Source organism: Lonsdalea quercina subsp. quercina (assembly GCF_000688655.1).
Classification (GTDB): Bacteria; Pseudomonadota; Gammaproteobacteria; order Enterobacterales; family Enterobacteriaceae; genus Lonsdalea; species Lonsdalea quercina.
Map to the genome: position 1 here is coordinate 117,166 of NZ_JIBO01000010.1, position 13,762 is coordinate 130,927.

At 55.6% G+C, this 13,762-nt stretch carries 13 protein-coding genes; 4 read left to right on the top strand and 9 right to left on the bottom strand.

The annotated features are described in order from the left end of the window. The first annotated feature begins 274 nt into the window (after positions 1-274). Complete coding sequence (locus tag RZ35_RS11210) at positions 275-619, top strand: YejG family protein (RefSeq protein WP_026743387.1); 345 nt, start codon at positions 275-277, stop codon at positions 617-619. A gap of 15 nt (positions 620-634) precedes the next feature. Here RZ35_RS11210 and yejF read toward each other — a convergent pair whose 3' ends face one another. The 8 genes from yejF to yeiP all read right to left on the bottom strand — a co-directional run bounded on the left by yejF (position 635) and on the right by yeiP (position 9,725). Beyond that, positions 635-2,227 (bottom strand): microcin C ABC transporter ATP-binding protein YejF, encoded by a 1,593-nt coding sequence (yejF, locus tag RZ35_RS11215; protein WP_026743388.1) that lies wholly within the window; start codon positions 2,225-2,227, stop codon positions 635-637. A gap of 1 nt (position 2,228) precedes the next feature. Beyond that, positions 2,229-3,254, bottom strand: a complete 1,026-nt coding sequence (locus RZ35_RS11220) for an ABC transporter permease (RefSeq protein ID WP_026743389.1) — start codon at positions 3,252-3,254, stop codon at positions 2,229-2,231. Further along, positions 3,251-4,330 (bottom strand): microcin C ABC transporter permease YejB, encoded by a 1,080-nt coding sequence (locus RZ35_RS11225; protein ID WP_026743390.1) that lies wholly within the window; start codon positions 4,328-4,330, stop codon positions 3,251-3,253. Before RZ35_RS11225 ends, RZ35_RS11220 begins: the two co-directional genes overlap by 4 nt. 9 nt (positions 4,331-4,339) lie before the next feature. Next, entirely contained in the window at positions 4,340-6,148 is a 1,809-nt protein-coding gene (locus tag RZ35_RS11230) for an extracellular solute-binding protein (protein WP_026743391.1), read from the bottom strand. Between the two features lie 223 nt (positions 6,149-6,371). Next, a complete protein-coding gene (mepS, locus tag RZ35_RS11235) occupies positions 6,372-6,950 on the bottom strand; it encodes a bifunctional murein DD-endopeptidase/murein LD-carboxypeptidase (protein ID WP_026743392.1) in 579 nt (192 codons plus the stop codon). A gap of 407 nt (positions 6,951-7,357) precedes the next feature. Continuing rightward, complete coding sequence (locus RZ35_RS11240) at positions 7,358-8,062, bottom strand: phosphatase PAP2 family protein (RefSeq protein ID WP_026743393.1); 705 nt, start codon at positions 8,060-8,062, stop codon at positions 7,358-7,360. A 33-nt stretch (positions 8,063-8,095) separates the two neighbouring features. Beyond that, positions 8,096-9,085 (bottom strand): CobW family GTP-binding protein, encoded by a 990-nt coding sequence (locus tag RZ35_RS11245; RefSeq protein ID WP_026743394.1) that lies wholly within the window; start codon positions 9,083-9,085, stop codon positions 8,096-8,098. 67 nt (positions 9,086-9,152) lie between these two features. Beyond that, positions 9,153-9,725: an elongation factor P-like protein YeiP gene (gene yeiP, locus RZ35_RS11250; protein WP_026743395.1), complete on the bottom strand. Its 573-nt coding sequence runs from the start codon at positions 9,723-9,725 to the stop codon at positions 9,153-9,155. A gap of 188 nt (positions 9,726-9,913) precedes the next feature. On the opposite strand from yeiP, the gene RZ35_RS17395 reads away from it, so the two are divergent. Further along, positions 9,914-10,168, top strand: a complete 255-nt coding sequence (locus RZ35_RS17395; protein WP_071999792.1) for a YkgJ family cysteine cluster protein — start codon at positions 9,914-9,916, stop codon at positions 10,166-10,168. 14 nt (positions 10,169-10,182) lie between these two features. On the opposite strand, the gene RZ35_RS11255 is transcribed toward RZ35_RS17395, so the two are convergent. After that, complete coding sequence (locus RZ35_RS11255; RefSeq protein WP_026743396.1) at positions 10,183-11,364, bottom strand: sugar efflux transporter; 1,182 nt, start codon at positions 11,362-11,364, stop codon at positions 10,183-10,185. A gap of 325 nt (positions 11,365-11,689) precedes the next feature. Between RZ35_RS11255 and fruB the strand changes: the two genes are divergently transcribed. Together fruB and fruK are read left to right on the top strand one after the other, a co-directional pair. Continuing rightward, the gene (gene fruB, locus RZ35_RS11260; protein ID WP_026743397.1) at positions 11,690-12,820 is read left to right on the top strand and encodes a fused PTS fructose transporter subunit IIA/HPr protein; all 1,131 of its coding nucleotides are present in this window, start codon (positions 11,690-11,692) and stop codon (positions 12,818-12,820) included. Further along, positions 12,817-13,755, top strand: coding sequence for a 1-phosphofructokinase (gene fruK / locus RZ35_RS11265; protein ID WP_026743398.1), 939 nt, complete (start codon positions 12,817-12,819; stop codon positions 13,753-13,755). The genes fruB and fruK overlap by 4 nt, the downstream gene beginning before the upstream one ends. The last annotated feature ends 7 nt before the right edge of the window (positions 13,756-13,762 follow it).

Below are 13,762 nucleotides of genomic sequence, written 5' to 3' on the forward strand. Positions count from 1 at the left end.
GAATATTTTGCTCTAAAAAGTGAATAATATGAAAATAACAGTTGAGAAAACGGGGGTAAAAGGTTACATATAACAAAAATTACCCCTCATTCGTGATCGCCTTAACAAAATATAACCGCCAGAATGGGTTATCACGAACAGGTCGCCGGGCGGTTTTACCGCCACGGGCACCCTAGCGGAAGGCGGGTGTTAGGCAGGAAGCCTGCGTCNCCGATATTTTTATTATGTTGTTATTTTGTAAGTTTTCATTTTTGCTTAACCGAGGAAAACAGCTGTGAATAGTCTTCAACTTTCGGTGGTTCATCGTTTGCCGCAAAGTTACCGTTGGTTAACCGGTTGCACGGGTATCCGAGTGGAACCGATCCCCCTCAACGGCAGCGAAGATGACGATAACCTCATCGGATTCAAGATGTTAAGTCATGATGAAGAGGATGCCCGCCGTATTATGCCGCAGCTTAAACGATCGCTGGACGAAATTCAGGTGGAGTGCAGCGTGCTGGAATGGGAAGGGGAGACTTGCCTGTTTCTGCACCGTCAAGATGAAAGCACCGCCCTGTGCCGGCTGAAAAATTTGGGTGTGGCTATTGCCGAGCCCATCAGTCCGCAATATCCCTTCTGAACGGCATCCCGTCGCTCACATCGATAATTGCAGTAACTCTTGTGTATAGGGTTGCTGCGGCTGGGTAAAGACGTCCCGGCAGTCTCCCTGCTCCACGACCTTCCCCTGTTGCAACACGATGACCTGATGGCATAGCGTGCGTACCACTTGCAGATCGTGACTGATAAATACATAGGCTAGCCCATGTTTGCGCTGAAGCGCCTGCAACAGCGTCAATATCTGCGCCTGCACGCTACGGTCGAGCGAAGATGTCGGCTCGTCCAAAATCAGTAGTTCGGGTTTCAGGATCAGCGCTCGGGCGATAGCGATGCGCTGGCGCTGGCCGCCGGAGAACTCTGACGGGTAGCGGTGGCGGCTGTCGGGGGCGAGTCCCACCTCCTGAAGCGTGGCAATGACCTTTGCTTCGCGCTCTGCGGGCGTCATTTTGGCATGCACCGTCAGCCCTTCGGCGATAATCTGTTCCACGTTCAGGCGCGGGTTGAGCGAGGAGTTCGGATCCTGAAACACCACCTGTATGCGTCGCCGCATTGGCAGCATCTGACGGCGACCAAACTGATGAAGCGGCTGGCCGTCTAACCAGATTTCCCCCTGAGAGGCCAGTAGCCTTAGCAAGGCTAGCCCTGTCGTACTTTTGCCGGAACCGGATTCGCCGACGATTCCCAGACATTCTCCCCGTCGCAGCGTAAAGCTGATGTCCTGCACCACTTTTTTTTCTGCCTTTTTACGTCTCAGCAACCCGTCTTTGACCGGGAAGCTGACGCTCAGATGCTTCACCGTCAACAGCGGGGCGTGTTCGGTCGTCAGCGCGGGNGGCGAGCCGGTCGGTTCGGCGTCCAGCAGGCAGCGCGTGTAGGGATGCTGAGGAGCGGTCAGCAGCGCGCTGGCCTGATTTTGTTCAACGCATTTGCCGTTTTGCATGACGGCGATGTTGTCCGCCAGACGCCGGACGATATTTAGGTTGTGCGTGATAAAGAGCAGGCTCATCCCGAGTTCTTGCTTCAACTCGGCCAGAAGTGTCAGGATTTGCGCCTGTACGGTGACATCCAAGGCCGTCGTCGGCTCGTCGGCAATCAACAGGTCGGGCTGAGTGAGCAGCGCCATGGCGATCATGATGCGCTGGCGTTCTCCGCCCGAAAGCTGATGCGGGTAGTCAGCCAGGCGGGATTTAGCCTGCCTGATGCCGACGCGTTCCAGACACTCGACGAGCTCGCCGCGTGCGGCTTCTCGACGCATGCCACGGTGTAGCGACAGCACCTCCGCCAGCTGTTTTTCCACGCTTTGCAACGGATTGAGCGAAACCATCGGCTCCTGGAAAATCATGGCGATACGGTTGCCTCGCAGCCGCCTCAGCATTTCTTCCTGCGCATGCAGCAGGGATTGGCCCTCGAACAGGATATCACCCTGAGGATAGCGTGTCGGCGGGGAAGGCAGCAGGCGTAAAATAGATAGCGCCGTTACGCTTTTCCCCGAACCGGACTCGCCGACCAGCGCGAGCGTTTCGCCCGCGTTGATATCGAAAGAGACGCCGTCCACCACGCGCCTCTCCATGTCACCGTGCTGAAAAGCGATGCTAAGATCCTTGATCTGTAACAGGGGAGTCGTGGTCATATCAATACACCTTGCTCGGGTCAAAGGCGTCGCGCACCGCTTCGCCGATAAAGATAAGGAGTGAAAGGGCGATCGCCATCACCATGAAAATGGTGATCCCCAGCCACGGCGCCTGCAGGTTATTCTTGCCCTCAAGCAGCAGTCCTCCCAGAGATGGAGATCCCATCGGCAGGCCGAAGCCCAGAAAGTCCAGCGACGTCAGCGTGATGATAGAGCCGCACAGGATGAAGGGGAGATACGTCAGCGTCGCCACCATCGCGTTAGGCAACATACAGCGGAAAATAATCATGATATCGCTGACGCCCATGGCCTGAGCCGCCCGGATGTAATCGAAGTTGCGGGTGCGCAGGAACTCCGCACGCACCACACCGACCAGCGTCATCCAGCCGAACAGAACGGTGATCGCCAGCAGCCACCAGAACGTGGGCTGCAGCACGCTGGAGAGCAGAATAATCAAAAACAGCGTCGGCATTCCCGACCAGACTTCGATAAAGCGTTGACCCCACAGATCGAGCCGTCCGCCGTAGTAACCCTGCGTCGCGCCCACGACAATGCCGATAAAGGAGGACAGCAGCGTCAGTGATAAGCCGAACAGGAACGATAGACGAAATCCATACAGCACCTGCGCCAAAACGTCCTTGCCCTGACTGTCAGTGCCGAGCAGGTTATCCCAGGACGGCGGAGAAGGGAATGCTGTGGTCGTAGCGTAATTGATGGTGTCGTAGTGGTAACGGATCGGCGGCCAAATCGCCCAGCCGTGATCCTCAAGCCGTTTGACCAGATACGGGTCGCGATAGTCGGCTGTGGTGGCGAACTGGCCGCCAAAGGCGGTTTCGCTGTAGTTTGCCATGAAAGGAACATAAAAATGACCGTCGTAACGCACCAGCAGAGGCGCATCGTTGGCGATCAGCTCCGAAAACAGCGTCACGATGAAGAAGACCAGAAAAATCCATAGTGACCAGTAGCCCCGGCGGTTGTGTCGGAAACGTGCCCAGCGGGCCTGGTTAGGAGGGCTAAGTCGGCTCATCGGCGCTCCTCGAAATCAATACGCGGATCGACCAGCGTATAGGTCATATCGCTGATGATATTCAGCAACAATCCGATAATCGTAAAAATATACAGCGTGCCGAACATAACGGGATAATCGCGTTGCAGAGTCGCGTCATAGCCCAACAGTCCTAGCCCGTTGAGAGAAAACATCACTTCGATGAGCAGAGAACCGGTAAAAAACATGCTGATAAAGGTGGCGGGGAAACCGGCGATGACCAGCAGCATGGCGTTTCGGAACACGTGACGGTACAGAATACTTTTCTCGTTCAATCCCTTGGCGCGAGCCGTAACGACGTACTGCTTGCGGATTTCATCCAGAAAGGCGTTTTTGGTCAGCATCGTCAGCGTAGCGAAGCCCCCGATGACCAGTGCCAGCACGGGCAGAGTGATGTGCCATAGATAGTCGGTTATTTTCCCGTACCAGGGCAGGGTATCGAAGTGGCTGGATACCAGCCCGCGTAGCGGGAACCAATCCAGATAGCTGCCGCCCGCGAATAGCACGATTAGCAGGATGGCGAACAAAAATGCCGGGATGGCGTAGCCCACAACGATGAGGGTGCTGCTCCAGGTATCAAAGGCTGAACCGTCGCGAACCGCTTTTTTGATCCCCAGCGGGATCGAGACCAGATAGATAATTAAGGTGCTCCAGAGTCCCAGCGAGATAGAAACCGGCATACGATCCTTGATGAGGCCGATCACCGACTCGCCGCGAAACAGACTGTCGCCGAAGTCGAAACGCACGTAGTCCCACAGCATCTTGAAATAGCGTTCGTGCAGCGGTTTGTCGAAGCCATAGCGCTGAGTGATTTCCTGTATCACTTCCGGGTCCAATCCTCGACCGCCGCGGTAGGTATTCTCTACCGAGGGTTTACCGCTGGGACCATTGGCATTGCCCGCGCTGCCGTAGCCGCTCAGTTGCCCCATCTCAATCGCGGCGATAGCCTGGTCGACCGGTCCGCCCGGCGCGATTTGCACGATAAAAAAATTGAGGGTGATGATCGCCCACAGCGTTGGGATCACGAAAAGCAGTCGTCGTAACAGGTAAGTTCCCATAAACAGTCCTTATTGCCGTTCGGCCGGGAGGGTGGTGGCTTTTTTGGCGTCGTACCACCAGCTGTCAAATCCCAGCGCGTAGGTTGGGCGCACGGCAGGCATGCCGAACTTGTTCCAGTAGGCGAAGCGGTCGTGATTGCTGAACCACATGGGGATCATGAACTGATGCCAGGTCACTACCCGGTCTAGCGCGCGTCCTAGCGGCAGCAATGCTGACTTATCGCCCTGATGACGAATAATTTCGTCGATCAGATGATCGATCGCGGGATCTTGCACGCCGGGGGAGNTGTAGCTTGAGTCGAGATACTTGCTGCTCCAGCTCATCGCCAGATTGGCGCTGGGATAAGGTTCGGTGACATAGGGCCGCGATAGCATATCGAAATCCCGTTTGCGCAAACGGTTATTGAACTGCGGCGCATCCACCATACGCACCTGCATATCAATGCCAAGCCGCTTCAAGCTATGCTGAAACGGCAGCACGAACTGGGCGTTGCCTGCGTTGGAGATCAGCAGTTCGAAACGGAAGGGACGGCCGGTCTGCGGGTTAATCAGCGTATTGTTTTTCAGCTCCCAGCCGGCCTGCTTCAGCAGGTCGAGCGCCTGTAGCAGATGAGTGCGGTCATAGCCGCTACCGTCGGATTCGGGCGGACGATAGGCGGGGTCGAAAACTTCCGCGGGAATGCGATCTTTCAGCGGCGTTAGCCACTGCAACTCGCTGGCGCTCGGGCTTCCCGTCGCGGCATATTCTGTGTTTTGAAAAAGACTGTTGGCGCGTTGATAGCTGTTATAGAACAGCGCTTTGTTCATCCAGTTGAAATCAAACGCCAGCGTTAGCGCTTGACGCACCCGTCGATCCTGAAACAGCGGTCTTGTGGTGTTGAATACCAGCCATCGCGTCGACTGCGCCGCCGTGTTCAGCTCGTCTTTTTTGACGATATAACCTCTGGAAAAGTTGCCGCCCTGATACAACGTCGTCCACTGTTTGGGCGAGGTTTCGATGCGCATATCGAAAGCGCCGGCTTTAAAGGCTTCCAGAGCCACGCTTTCATCCAGATAGTAGTCGTAGCGAATGGAATCGAAGTTATACAGCCCTTTATTGACCGGCAGGTCGGCGGCCCAATAGTCCTTCACGCGGGAATATACAACGTATTGGCCGATATGATAGTCGGAGATCCGGTAAGCGCCGCCCGCCAGAGGAGGCCGTGTTAGCGGTTCGTTAAACTTGTGATGTCGCCAGAACGCTTCTGGGATAACGGGTAGCGTCAGTAGCCCGATCATCTTGTCTTTATCCGGCGCGCCGAAGTCGAACCGAACTGTGTGAGGGCTGATCGCTCGGGCGGCGGTGCCTTTGTAATACACGCGGAACTGCGGCACGCCTTGCGTCATAAAGGTATTGAAGGTGAAAGCAACGTCTGAGGCGGTGACCGGCGAGCCATCATGAAAGCGGGCGTGGGGATTCAGGTCAACCTCCAGCCAGCGATAGTCGCTGGCGTAGCGGGCGCCGTTGGCAATCAGCGGGTAATAGCTGCCGGACTCATCATCGGAGTTGACGTACAGCGAGTCATAAAGGGCTTCTGTTCTGACCGCAGGCAATCCGCGCGAGGCAAAACGGTTGAAGTTATCGAACGAGCCTAACGCGCTGAGGGTGATGTGCCCCCCTTTCGGGGCGTCGGGATTGGCATAGTCGAAATGGGTGAAGTTTTTATCGTACTTCGGAGCGTCCAACATAGTGAAAGCAAAAGGCTGTTGCAGCGTTTCCGCCAGCCCTGATAGCGGGGACGCGATAAGCAGTAAGGTGAAAGCGACGGATTTAAACATCGGGCAGCTGACTCCTGAATAACGTCGTTCAAGTAATGCTGGCCAACGTGTTGATATGGCGTGTTGCGTTGCCATGTGAAAAGCGATGGCGCTAGGCACAAAGAGGCATTTTAGCGTATTCCTTCCACGTTGGCAGGAGCCGGTGCGCGCCAATAAAAAACGCCGCGATGAACGAGCGGCGTTTCAGATTGCAATTGGTCGGCATCAACAGGGAATAAAAGGATCAGCTGTGCGGACCCTGCTCGAGTACCCGGCGCCCTTCCTGGTAACGGTGCTTCCAGTAGGTTTCGTCCAGATTGGAGATAGTGACGCCGCTGCTGGTCGACGCGTGGACAAACTGCTGGCTGCCGAGATAGATGCCGACATGGCGTCCTGTCGAACCAGCGCGGAACAGCACCAGATCGCCAGGGCGTAATCTATTGCGTTGGATTTTCTGACCGACTTCCTGTTGCTCGTAGCTGGAGCGGGGAAGGTCCATGCCAAATTGTTCGCGGAAGGTGCGCTGAACAAAGGCGGAACAGTCGATGCCTTTCTTGGTCTGACCGCCTAAACGGTAACGAACGCCTTTCCAACTTGCGTACTGGTCAAGCAACTTGGTTTTCACTTCCACGTTCTGGACCATCGTTTCGAATTCAGCCTGAGAGGCTTGTAGTGAAGGATCACCATTAACCACACGACTATCAGTCTGAGAATTTGCTGCTGTATTACTGTGATTGCTGCTACAGGCGGTGAGTACAATTGCCACCGCGACGGCAGGTACTGCCCGCCAGATGTATCTCAGTACCGGTTGAGATTTGACCATTATTGTTATATTCCCTTCGTGTCCTTAGCGAACGAGACGATCGCTATATGCTGTATTTGCCAAACGAAATAAGACTCACGAATCGTTATTTAGGGACAACAACCGGATCGCCAAACCGTGCCGTGCGGCACTTTTTTCTATAGCAACAGGATCTATAGCGTTTCGCGCGTGGCGGACAATCGTTCATAAATAACAGATTTTGTCGAGACTACCGGAATGAAAAAAATATTGCGAGTACTTTCCCCCCTTTTATTTATATGAATTCGTGATGAAATTTTACAAAGAACTCATGTAAATCCCTACGGGAAGGAATAATGATAGCAGAACAAGGTATTTACAGATGAAAACGCGGGGAAAAGAAGGGAGAGCCGCAGCCAAAAAACAGAATATCCGGCTGCGGCGAAGCCTTACTGCGGGCGGTATTGACCGGGAAGCCGACGGTTGAGGGCATTGAGCAACGCGTCGCTGGCGGGCGTCAGCAGCCACCAGCTTAATCCCACCAGCACGACGGACAGTGAGCCGACGGCGATATCGGTAAACCAGTGAGCGCCAATCATCACTCGCGGCAGTGAAAAGACAATGGTAATCAGCACGCCAATGAAAAAGGCTTTAACGCCGAAGTAGCGCAGCATAAAGGCCGCGAAAATCATCAGCATCATACCGTGGTCGCCAGGGAAGCTGTCGCGTGAGGCGTCTTTGGTCGGGATGCCGGTGAGTTCGCCGACGCGGTTGATGTTCTCGAAGAACAGGGACGGACTGGCGTGCTGCACCGGCAGCAGATGACCGAGCTGGTTGAGCACCACGGCGGTGAGCAGCATGACGATCCCCAGGATCAGCAGGCGACGACGCTCGACGGGAGCGGCCTTGAGATAAAAACTCAGATATAGCGCACCCATCGCCAACAGTGAGCAGCCGTCAAACGCGCGGTTGTTTGTCATTGCGACCAGCATCAAAAAGGCGTGGTTGGTCGATAGGTGCTGATTAAAATAAAAGAAAATGGATTCATCTATGGCAAACCAGAAGCCGTGATTGGCTGGTAAATACCAAGAAAGAAATAACGCAATGCCAATCGCGTTGAATAAAAGAATCACAGGAATATTTCGTTTGGACATAAGAACGGCTCAATTAAAAAGAATAAAAAATAATTATCGCATTGTGGTTAAACGAACTTGCAGCAACGTGCGCTGGAGTGAATTCCACTCTGCTTCAGCCTCGTTAATAATCTCAATACGACTATCAGGGGGCGGTGCCGAGCGTGTTTCGATATGAAGATCGTTGCCCTGACGGTTGACCACCAGCGTCCCTTCCGGAATACGCAGCACCCCTTTGACACGGCTCNCCGGGGACAAACGCGCCCAGTCCAACAGCTTCGCCGTGTCGAATACGGTTTCAGCGTCGAATATCCAGCCACAGGAATGGTATCCCTGTCCGTGATTAAGCGCACGTCTCCAGGTCGTCTGCCCGTCCAGACTCAGAGCCGCCAGCCCGTTGCGCACCGGTTCGCCAGGATGGNGATGACGGGCGGACGGCAGATCGGCGCCGCGTTCTCCCGGCAGATCCAGCAGTGCAGCATCAATGTTTCCCTGACTCACGGAGAGGAGCCTGCGCGCTTGCCCAACCTTGTCATACCAGCGGCTTAACGCGGCGCGATCGCCATCGTCGTAGGTATCCTGCTTATTGGCGATAATCACATCCGCCGCCGCCAACTGGTCGCGAAAGTTTTCGTTTTCCGTGTAGCGTGGCTCCGCCAATTGTCGCGCATCCAGGACGCACAGCGTGGCCTTCACCGTCAGCCAAGGCTGGTAGGTCGAGGAACGCAGCAACGACAGAATTTGCTTCGGATGCCCGAGCCCGGTGGGCTCGATCAGCAGACGATGCGGTTTCTTCTGCTGAAGCAGCATGTTCAGCCCGACCTGCATCGGCAAGCCGTTAACGCAACACAGGCAACCTCCGGGGATCTCTTTCAGCACGGCACCGCGGTCAGCCAGCAAAGCGCCGTCGATGCCTATTTCGCCGAATTCATTGACCAGCACCGCCCAAATTTCATCAGTCGGTTTCTGAGACAACAGATGGAGCAAGGTGGTGGTTTTGCCGCTGCCGAGGAAGCCGGTAATCACGTTGACTTGGGTTAGCACAGGCGTCTCCCACAGAAATTAGTGAACCAAAACGCCCGGCGGGAACCGGGCGCGGGCACAGTCAGCCTTACTCGGCGCGGCCCATGTAACGGCGCTCCGGGATATGAATACGAATTTTTTCACCGGCGCTGAGGTATTCCGGCACCTGAATCACCAGACCGGTGTTCAGCGTGGCCGGTTTGTTGCGCGCGCTGGCGGAAGCGCCTTTGATGCCAGGTGCAGTGTCGACAATGTCCAGATCGACCGTCTGGGGCAGTTCCAGCGCCAGAATCTGTCCATCCATCGTCAGAACCTGAATACCGGGCATGCCGCCTTCAGGAATAAACAGCAGCTCATCTTCGATTTGCTCTTTTTTGAAGTTGTACGGCGTGTAGTCTTCATCATCCATAAAGACATATTCGTCGCCATCAATATAAGAGAAGGTCACCTGACGGCGGGACAGCGTGATGGTGTCGAGGATATCGTCGCCTTTGAAGCGCTCTTCGACTTTTAGACCGGTACGAACGTCGGAGAAACGCATTTTGTACAGCGTACTGGCGCCGCGGGCGCTCGGACTCTGAATATCAATATCTTTGACCAGCAGCAGTTTACCGTTGTAGTTGACGGCCATACCGCGTTTGATTTCGTTAGCTCTTGCCATGGAAGACATACCTTGTAAAGGGTGAGATAAATTTTTGTGGCGACAAGTTACTCGCGCGGCCGGATTCAGGCAAGCAGGATTTACGTTACGCGGCGTCAACGCCGGGAAAATCGGTAGTCATTACCGTTGAGGGCTGATAAGGTCCGCCTTTGTGCGCCTAGCGCCTCATCACCCACAGGAACATCTTGATGGACTGTCGTCCCGGCTGCGGCGCTTGCTGCATTGCACCCTCAATATCGAGTCCGCTGCCCGGCATGCCTGAGGGAAAGCCCGCCAATACGCCTTGCATTCATCTTGACGAGCGAATGCGCTGTGGCATTTTCCATTCTCCGCTTCGGCCTGCCGTGTGCGCCAGCCTACAGCCCCAGCGGGATATGTGTGGCGAAAACCGGGACGAGGCGCTCCTCTATCTTATCCAGTTAGAAAACGCCACGGCGCCTTGAACGTTGGCGGTGGATCATACATCCTTTATGCGCCACATACAGTAGCCTGCGGCCAGACTCAAGCCGAGCGCGAAGATGAATCCTGCATGATAGCTCCAGATCTCCGCCACCATGCCGCCCAGCGAACCCGAAATGATCCAGCCGACGCGGGACGTGTTCGAAAACAGCGTCGTGGCCGCCCCCGCCTGACCCGGCATTAAATCCTGAAAATAGAGCATGCCGATACCAGCCAAAATGCCGATAAACACGGCGTTCAGCAACTGTAACGCCAGCAGCGCCCACGGCGAATCCAGCAGACACAATCCGAGATAAAATAGCAGGCCGGCGGCAATCGCCAGACGCATTAAATAGCGCTTGCCGAGGCGTCGGGCGAAATAGCCCGAAATCAGCATCGCCGGAATTTCCAGCCCTGCCGCCGTTCCCATCATCACGCCCGCCAGTTTTTCTTCCAATTTGAGCTCATGCACTAAATAAAGCGGCATATTAATAAGGTAGATGCCGTTGCAGGTCCACATGAGGGTACAGGCGACGCAGAGCAGCAGCGTATCGCGACGATAACGGCGGGGCGAATCCAGCGTTTCGGCTGTTTTGACGCGTCCGTGCTTCGGCATGGACGGCAGCAGTAGCGCGACCAGCAGGCTGCACAGCAAAAAAACGCCGGTCGCGGCCATATACATTGCGGGGAAGCCCAGGCCCAACGCCAGCGCGAAGGCAACGGGCGGACCGACAACCCAGGAGAGCGAGATCTGCGCGCGCATCACCGAGCTAAACATCGCGGCTTCACGTCCGGCACGGTCGGAATACTCACGCGCCAGCGCGAACAGCTGTGGGTTGGCCGTTGATCCGAAGCTGGAGAGGAGAACGCCCACCAACAACAGCACCGCATAGTTTCTATTCCAGGCAAATAGCAGGCAGGCCAGCGCGCCGAACAGGCAGCAGGCCACGATCAGCCGTTTGCGATCGCCGCGGTTATCGGAGTAACTGGCCAGGAGTTGGCTGACGATAATGCCGATGATCGCATTGCCAGTGTAAAACAGCCCCACCAGCACTGGACGGGCGTGGACTTCCGTGGAAAGGAACAGGCTGAGGGTGGGGAGCTGTAAGGCGCCGGCGATACCCGAGAGAAACGCAATCAGCAGAAAAGCTGACGCGGTAATGTCGGGCAGTCGTCGCGATGTACCGGCTGATGTATGCATGACGTTCTTGCGGAGTAAAAATGAGACCGAGCGCCGTATTCTACGCCAGCGTGACGTGAAAGGGTAAATCGTTTTTTTCCGTGTCCTTCAGCAAGTTTTCAGCTGGCATCGCGCTCAAACTGAACTATAACCTTGTTGATGCGAAAGTGTGCGTGACCTCTAAGAATCACACTGAGTTTTATGGACAATGCTTGCATAGATATTGGGAAAGACGCAGTATTTTTGAAACGTTTCAGTTGCGTGTTTTATGAAACGATTTTCATCACCAGGCCATTTTTTTCCCTTAAAAGCTGAAACGATTCAAGTTTGGCAGGAGAGAAGAGCTATGTTCCAGTTGTCACAGCAAGATATTCATATAGGGGCGAGCGCCGGCGACAAGCAGGAGGCCATTAAACAAGTGGCTTCCGCGCTGACTGAAGCCGGTTGCGTCAGCGAAGGGTATGTTGAAGGAATGCTACAGCGTGAACTGCAAACCTCTACTTATCTGGGAAACGGTATCGCTATACCGCATGGAACGACGGATACGCGCGACCTGGTTCGCAAAACGGGCGTTCAGGTGTTTCAGTTTCCCAAAGGGATCGCCTGGGGAGACAATCAAACGGCTTACGTTGTGTTGGGGATCGCGGCACGTTCCGACGAACATCTGGCGCTGCTGCGTCAGTTGACGCACGTTTTGAGCGACGACAGCGTGGCAGAACGTCTGGCGACGACCACGTCGACGGAAGAGTTACGCAGTCTGCTGATGGGCGAGCAACAGGCCGCGGAGTTACGCTTCGACGCCTCGCTGATTTCCCTGAACGTGGCGACGGACAATCTGATCACGTTACAGGCGCTAAATGCAGGCAAATTGCAGCAGATCGGCGCCGTCGATGCCCGTTTCGTCAGCGATGTAGTGGCCAGCAAGCCGCTACATCTAGGCGACGGCATCTGGGTCAGCGACAGTCAGGAAGGCAATCTGATCAGCGCGCTGGCGATCAGTCGTCCACTCGAACCGTTCAGCGTCGATGACGAAAAAGTGGCGATGCTGCTGACAATGTCAGCTGTCGACGACCAGGTGAATGCGCCAATTGATTACCTGAGCAAGCTATTGAGCGCTGGCAAGTCCGAAAGCCTGCTCAGCGCCGACGCGCCGACGCTACTGACCCTGTTGTCCAGCGAAGCGACGGAAGAGAGTAACGCGCTGGTGGCCGAATTCGTAATTCGTAACGAGCACGGCCTGCATGCCCGTCCCGGCGCCATGCTGGTTAATGTCATCAAACAGTTTACGAGTGAAATCACCGTCGCCAACCTTGATGGGACGGGCAAACCGGCCAACGGCCGCAGCCTGATGAAAGTGGTGGCTCTGGGCGTGAAGTCCGGCCATCGCTTACGTTTTACGGCCAATGGCAGCGATGCGGAAGCCGCGCTGAAAGCCATTGGTGAAGCTATTGCATCCGGATTAGGAGAGGGAGCATGAGCAGGAGAGTCGCGACCATTACGCTGAATCCGGCTTACGATTTGGTGGGGTACTGCCCGCAGGTCGAACGTGGTGAAGTCAACTTGGTTCAAACCGCAGGTCTGCACGCCGCGGGTAAAGGGATAAATGTCGCCAAGGTTTTAAAGGACCTGGGGATTGATGTCACGGTGGGCGGATTCCTGGGTAAAGATAATCAGGATGGGTTTCAGCAGCTGTTCAGCGAGCTGGGGATCGCCAACCGTTTTCAGGTGGTCAACGGCCGCACGCGCATTAACGTTAAGCTGACGGAGCAGGATGGGGATGTCACCGATCTGAACTTCTCGGGCTTTGAAGTGACGCCACAGGACTGGCAGCGCTTCGTTAACGATTCGCTGAGCTGGCTGGGGCAGTTTGACATGGTGGCGGTCAGCGGAAGTCTGCCGGCGGGCGTCGACCCTGAAGCGTTTACCGACTGGATGACCCGCCTGCGTAGTCAATGTCCGTGCATCATTTTCGACAGCAGTCGCGAAGCATTGGTGGCGGGGCTGAAGGCATCGCCGTGGTTGGTGAAACCCAACCGGCGCGAGCTGGAAATTTGGGCGGGGCGTAAATTGCCGACGCTGGAAGATGTGGTTGATGCCGCGCACGCGCTGCGTGAACAGGGCATTGCGCATGTGGTCATTTCCCTGGGCGCGGAAGGCGCGCTCTGGGTCAATGCTTCCGGCGCCTGGCTGGCCAAGCCGCCCGCTTGCGATGTGATCAGTACCGTCGGTGCTGGCGACTCGATGGTTGGCGGACTGATTTACGGCTTATTGATGCGCGAGTCCAGCGAGCACACGCTGCGTCTGGCGACAGCGGTGGCGGCACTGGCGGTCAGCCAAAGCAACGTTGGCGTGACGGACCGGCCGCAGCTCGCGGCGATGATGGCCCGCGTAGATCTGAAACCTTTCAATTAACAGCAGG

Bases quoted from the DNA above. Each gene is read 5' to 3' on its own strand.
- RZ35_RS11220 (WP_026743389.1), bottom strand. From the start codon at position 3,254: ATGAGCCGACTTAGCCCTCCTAACCAGGCCCGCTGGGCACGTTTCCGA.
- RZ35_RS11225 (WP_026743390.1), bottom strand. From the start codon at position 4,330: ATGGGAACTTACCTGTTACGACGACTGCTTTTCGTGATCCCAACGCTG.
- mepS (WP_026743392.1), bottom strand. From the start codon at position 6,950: ATGGTCAAATCTCAACCGGTACTGAGATACATCTGGCGGGCAGTACCT.
- RZ35_RS11240 (WP_026743393.1), bottom strand. From the start codon at position 8,062: ATGTCCAAACGAAATATTCCTGTGATTCTTTTATTCAACGCGATTGGC.
- yeiP (WP_026743395.1), bottom strand. From the start codon at position 9,725: ATGGCAAGAGCTAACGAAATCAAACGCGGTATGGCCGTCAACTACAAC.
- RZ35_RS17395 (WP_071999792.1), top strand. From the start codon at position 9,914: ATGGACTGTCGTCCCGGCTGCGGCGCTTGCTGCATTGCACCCTCAATA.
- RZ35_RS11255 (WP_026743396.1), bottom strand. From the start codon at position 11,364: ATGCATACATCAGCCGGTACATCGCGACGACTGCCCGACATTACCGCG.
- fruB (WP_026743397.1), top strand. From the start codon at position 11,690: ATGTTCCAGTTGTCACAGCAAGATATTCATATAGGGGCGAGCGCCGGC.
- fruK (WP_026743398.1), top strand. From the start codon at position 12,817: ATGAGCAGGAGAGTCGCGACCATTACGCTGAATCCGGCTTACGATTTG.